Annotated in this window: 3 protein-coding genes; 1 reads left to right on the top strand and 2 read right to left on the bottom strand. The window is 68.7% G+C overall.

Annotated features, from left to right (window positions below; genetic code table 11):
• Positions 1-80: 80 nt before the first annotated feature.
• A complete protein-coding gene (locus tag I73_RS10035; RefSeq protein ID WP_148289768.1) occupies positions 81-2,252 on the top strand; it encodes a hypothetical protein in 2,172 nt (723 codons plus the stop codon).
• 74 nt (positions 2,253-2,326) lie between these two features.
• Here I73_RS10035 and I73_RS27225 read toward each other — a convergent pair whose 3' ends face one another.
• Complete coding sequence (locus I73_RS27225) at positions 2,327-3,805, bottom strand: D-(-)-3-hydroxybutyrate oligomer hydrolase (protein WP_255348163.1); 1,479 nt, start codon at positions 3,803-3,805, stop codon at positions 2,327-2,329.
• A 32-nt stretch (positions 3,806-3,837) separates the two neighbouring features.
• Positions 3,838-3,885 carry a D-(-)-3-hydroxybutyrate oligomer hydrolase gene (locus I73_RS34445; protein WP_255348164.1) on the bottom strand — a complete coding sequence of 16 codons (48 nt, stop codon included), beginning with the start codon at positions 3,883-3,885 and terminating at the stop codon, positions 3,838-3,840.
• Between the last annotated feature and the right edge of the window lie 24 nt (positions 3,886-3,909).

Genomic DNA, 3,909 nt, shown 5'->3' with positions numbered 1-3,909 from the left:
GCGCGCCGAAGGCTCACGTCCTTCGAAGGTGACCGTCGACGAGCTGCCGGCGGGTTCTGCGAATCAGTGCGGGAAGACCCATGTTGTTGCGACTGTTGCGAGGAGGCCTGGCAGGCCTGTTGTTGCTGGGCTTGCTGGCCGGCTGTGGCGGCGGGCGTCCCGAAGACCCGACCCTCTCGCTGAACCTGGCCGTCGATGGCAGCGCCACCACCGGCTCTACCAGTGGCAACACCACCACCCTGCAGATCCAGTCCGGTCAGACGGTCACGATGGACAGCAGCCTGGATGTGGCGGTCGTCGAATCGCCCGGACAGGCCACCCTCACCTCGCTGACCAAGACCAGCACCTCGTGGATTGGCCTGATCAACAGCACCGTGGACGATGACGTCACGCTGCACGTCACCTCGCGCGACTACCCCGACCAGACCCGCACCGTGGTGCTGCACGTGACCGCCACCCCGCTGGCCATCAATGTGCTGGTGGACGGCGTGACCCAGACCGCCACCGCGGTCGGCAGCGGCGGCGATTATTCGGTCAGCGTCCAGTCCGGACAGACCGTGGCCCTGCAGTCCAACGTGAACCTGGATCTCACCAGCGACTTCGGCGACGCCCGCGTGGCCAACCGGGTGGTGTCCAAGACGGGTTGGCAGGGTACCCTGACCAGCGCCGTGGACACCGAGGTCACCTTCACCGCCACGGTGGACGGTGACAGCAGCCGCGTCGCGAAAGTCCATGTGCTGATCTCGGCCACGCCCCTGCAGGTCGGCGTGATGGTGGACGGCATCACCCAGAACGCCGCCCCGGTGCTGGCCGGCGAGAGCTACACCGTCACCATCAGTTCGGGCCAGCAGGTGGCCCTGCACAGCACGGTGGCCATGGTGGTGGATGAAAGCCTGGGCGCCGCCAACAAGTCGGCCTACACCAAGACCGCCACCGACTGGTCGGCCAACCTGGCCAGCGCCAGCTCGACCGAGGTCACCCTGGTGGTCAAGTCGAACGCGGACAACAGCCTGATGGCCACCATCCATGTGGTGATCGCGCCGAAACCGCTGGCCGTGACGGTGACGGTGGACGGCACGCTGCAGAGCAACACACCGGTCACGGCCGGCGCGTCCTATGAGCTGAGCATCAACTCCGGCCAACAGCTCACGCTGGACAGCAACATCAAGGTCAACTTCGCCTCCTCGCTGGGCTCCGCCAGCGCCAGCAACATCAGCAAGTCCAGCACCGAGTGGCAGGCCAACCTGAGCACCGGCGTCGCCACCACGGTGACGCTGACCGCGACGGCCCAGGGCGACAGCTCGCGGGTGGCCACCATCGTGGTGCATGTGGCGGCAGCGCCGCTGCAGGTCGGCGTGCTGGTCAACGGTGTGTCGGTGACGGCCACACCGCTGCTGGCCGGACAGGCCACCACCGTCAACATGAGCTCGGGCCAGTCGCTGACCCTGAACAGCAATGTCTCCTTCCAGGTGGACGAGTCGCTGGGCACCGCCACCAAGAGCGGCTACACCAAGACCGCCAACACCTGGGCGGCCACGCTCAGCAGCGCGGCCCCGACCGTGCTCACGCTGACCGCCAAGTCGGCCGCGGACAGCAGCCAGGCCGTGACGATCAACGTGGTGCTCGACCAGATCGCGCTGACGGTCAACCTGCAGATCCTCAGCAGCGATGGCAGTACCGTGGTGCAGACCGACACCGCCACCGCCGGTGACGTGAAGACCTACAGCATCCCGACCGGCTACCGGGTGGCCGTCGGCTCGCCGACGCTGCCGATCAACGTCACGGCCGACTTCGGCGACGGCCTGGCCCGCTACGTCAACAGCACCAACCACAGCTGGAACGCGATGCTGGTCAGCGGCAGTGCCACCGAAGCCGTGCTGAACGTGACGCCCCAGGGCGCCACCACCGGCGGCCTGACGCTGAAGTTCGACATCGTGCCCAAGGACCTCTCGGTCGACCTGAGCGTCAATGGCCTGGCCCTGCCGAACAGCCCCTACGCCGCGGGCGACGACCTGACCATCGTGGTCTCGTCCGGTGACGTGGTGGCCATGGCCAGCGACAACAACGCCAACATCACGGTCACCAGCACGCTCAATGGCCTGACGGAATCCTCCGTCACCAGGACCAGCACCGCGTACACCGTCTCGCTGACCAACGGCACGGGGGCGGACCAGACCGCCGTCTACACCATCACCTCGGCCTCCGATGCCACCGCCAAGGTGACCCTGCACATCACCGTGCGGGCCCCCTGACGCAGATCATCCGGCCGGAAACAGAGAGGGGGGTGGACCTGGCGGCCCCCCCCTTTTCTTCATCACCCGTGGACTCAGTCCGGAACCACCAGGGTGTGGCCGTCGAAGACGATTTGCGCGCCCGGTGCCGGCGAGGCGGCGATGGGCGGCACGTTCTGGCCGGACAGCGGCGTGCTGCTGCTGGCGCGCGGCACGGTGTGCACCACCTGGCTGCCCGGCAGCGGTGCACCGGTGGTCAGATGGGCCCAAACCGCGTCCATGGCTGCATTGAAGTACACATGCAGCGGGATGAAGCGGGTGTCGTAGCCCAGGGCCGGGCCATAGGACATGAAGGCGTCGAAATGCTGGCCGTGGGTCACCTCGATGTAGCGGGTGGGGCTGCCAGGCTCGACCCGCTGGTTGCGGGCGAAAAAGGCCCGGGCCGCGTGGTTGACCGGCAGCAGAGAATCGCTGCGGCCCGCCACGATCACCGTGGGCTTGCCGTGCAGGCGGGCGCCCAACTGAACCTGGGCCACGCCCAGCTTCACGCGGGCGGCGGCAACCGCTGCATCACCGCTCAGTGCCGCGCCGCTCACGGCGTCTCGCCCGGTGGCCAGCGCACGCAGGCACAGCGCGCCATCCAGGCCGAAATCAGCCCGGCCGGTGCTGGGCGAGGTGGACAGGAAGTCCAGCCGCGGTCCGCCCACCGAACCGTCGTAGACGATGTTCACCCCCGAGGTCGGCGGAATGCCGTTGCCGCTGGCGAACAGCCCGGCCTGCGTCGTCGCTGACTGGGCGATGGGCAGGCCGCTGGCATCGGTGTTGGCGAAGCTGTAGCCGCACAGATCGTCCAGCGCGCCGAAGCGGCCCAGCGCATTGGCGTAGGTCACCGCGATCGCGTTGGTGGCCAGGCGGAAGTGCGACTGCTGCAGGAAGGCGCTCTCCGGTGTCCAGCCGTGGGCCAGCAGCACGTCCCAGGCGCTGTCGGCCTGGGCCGCCACGGTGTCGCCCGTGACCAGCCCACGCTCGGCCAGGCCGGTGCAACGCTGCTGGGCCGAGGTGGTGTAGGCCGCCGGCCAGAAGGCCGGGTCCATCGACAGCCCCGTGCGCGAAGACAGCAGGGCACAGGGCTGGTAGAGCGCCGCCAGCGTGAAGTAGTCGATCAGCGGCAGGCCGCTCACCGGCACCGTCGCGCTGCCCTGCCGGATCTGCACGCCCGGTGTGGGCCGGGGCTGGGCGTTGGGTTCGCTGACCGCCACCCCATCGATCAGGCCCTCGGTGTCCTGCTCGGCCGCGGCCAGCGCCGCACCGCCACCGTTGGACACGCTGGAGGCGATCACCAGGGTGTTGGCGGGGGTGAAGTGGCGACTGCCGGTGTACTGCTGGTTGAGCACGTAGAGCGCGAAGCGGACGGCGCTGAGCGTATTCTGGCCCCAGTCCTTCTCAGGGTTCTGTCGCGAGTGGGCATGCTTGTAGGCCATGCGGTTGGGCAGGGCCGCGTTGAAGGCCGCCAGCCGGTCGGCCGGGGCGCGCACCCGGAACAAGGCCTCGGTGCCCGCCGTGGCCGCGTCCATCGGCAGGCCCTCGCGGGAGGTGACCCCCCGGATCACAGATCGTGGTAGCCGTTGCCCCAACCCTTGTCGGTGTAGGCCACCGCACAGCCGTGCTTGAAGCCCCA

The sequence above is a fragment of the Ideonella sp. B508-1 genome (genome assembly GCF_000333615.1).
GTDB lineage: Bacteria > Pseudomonadota > Gammaproteobacteria > Burkholderiales > Burkholderiaceae_C > Ideonella.
The sequence above is the reverse complement of the archived record's forward strand: the minus strand, read 5'-3'. Positions and strand labels throughout refer to the sequence as shown.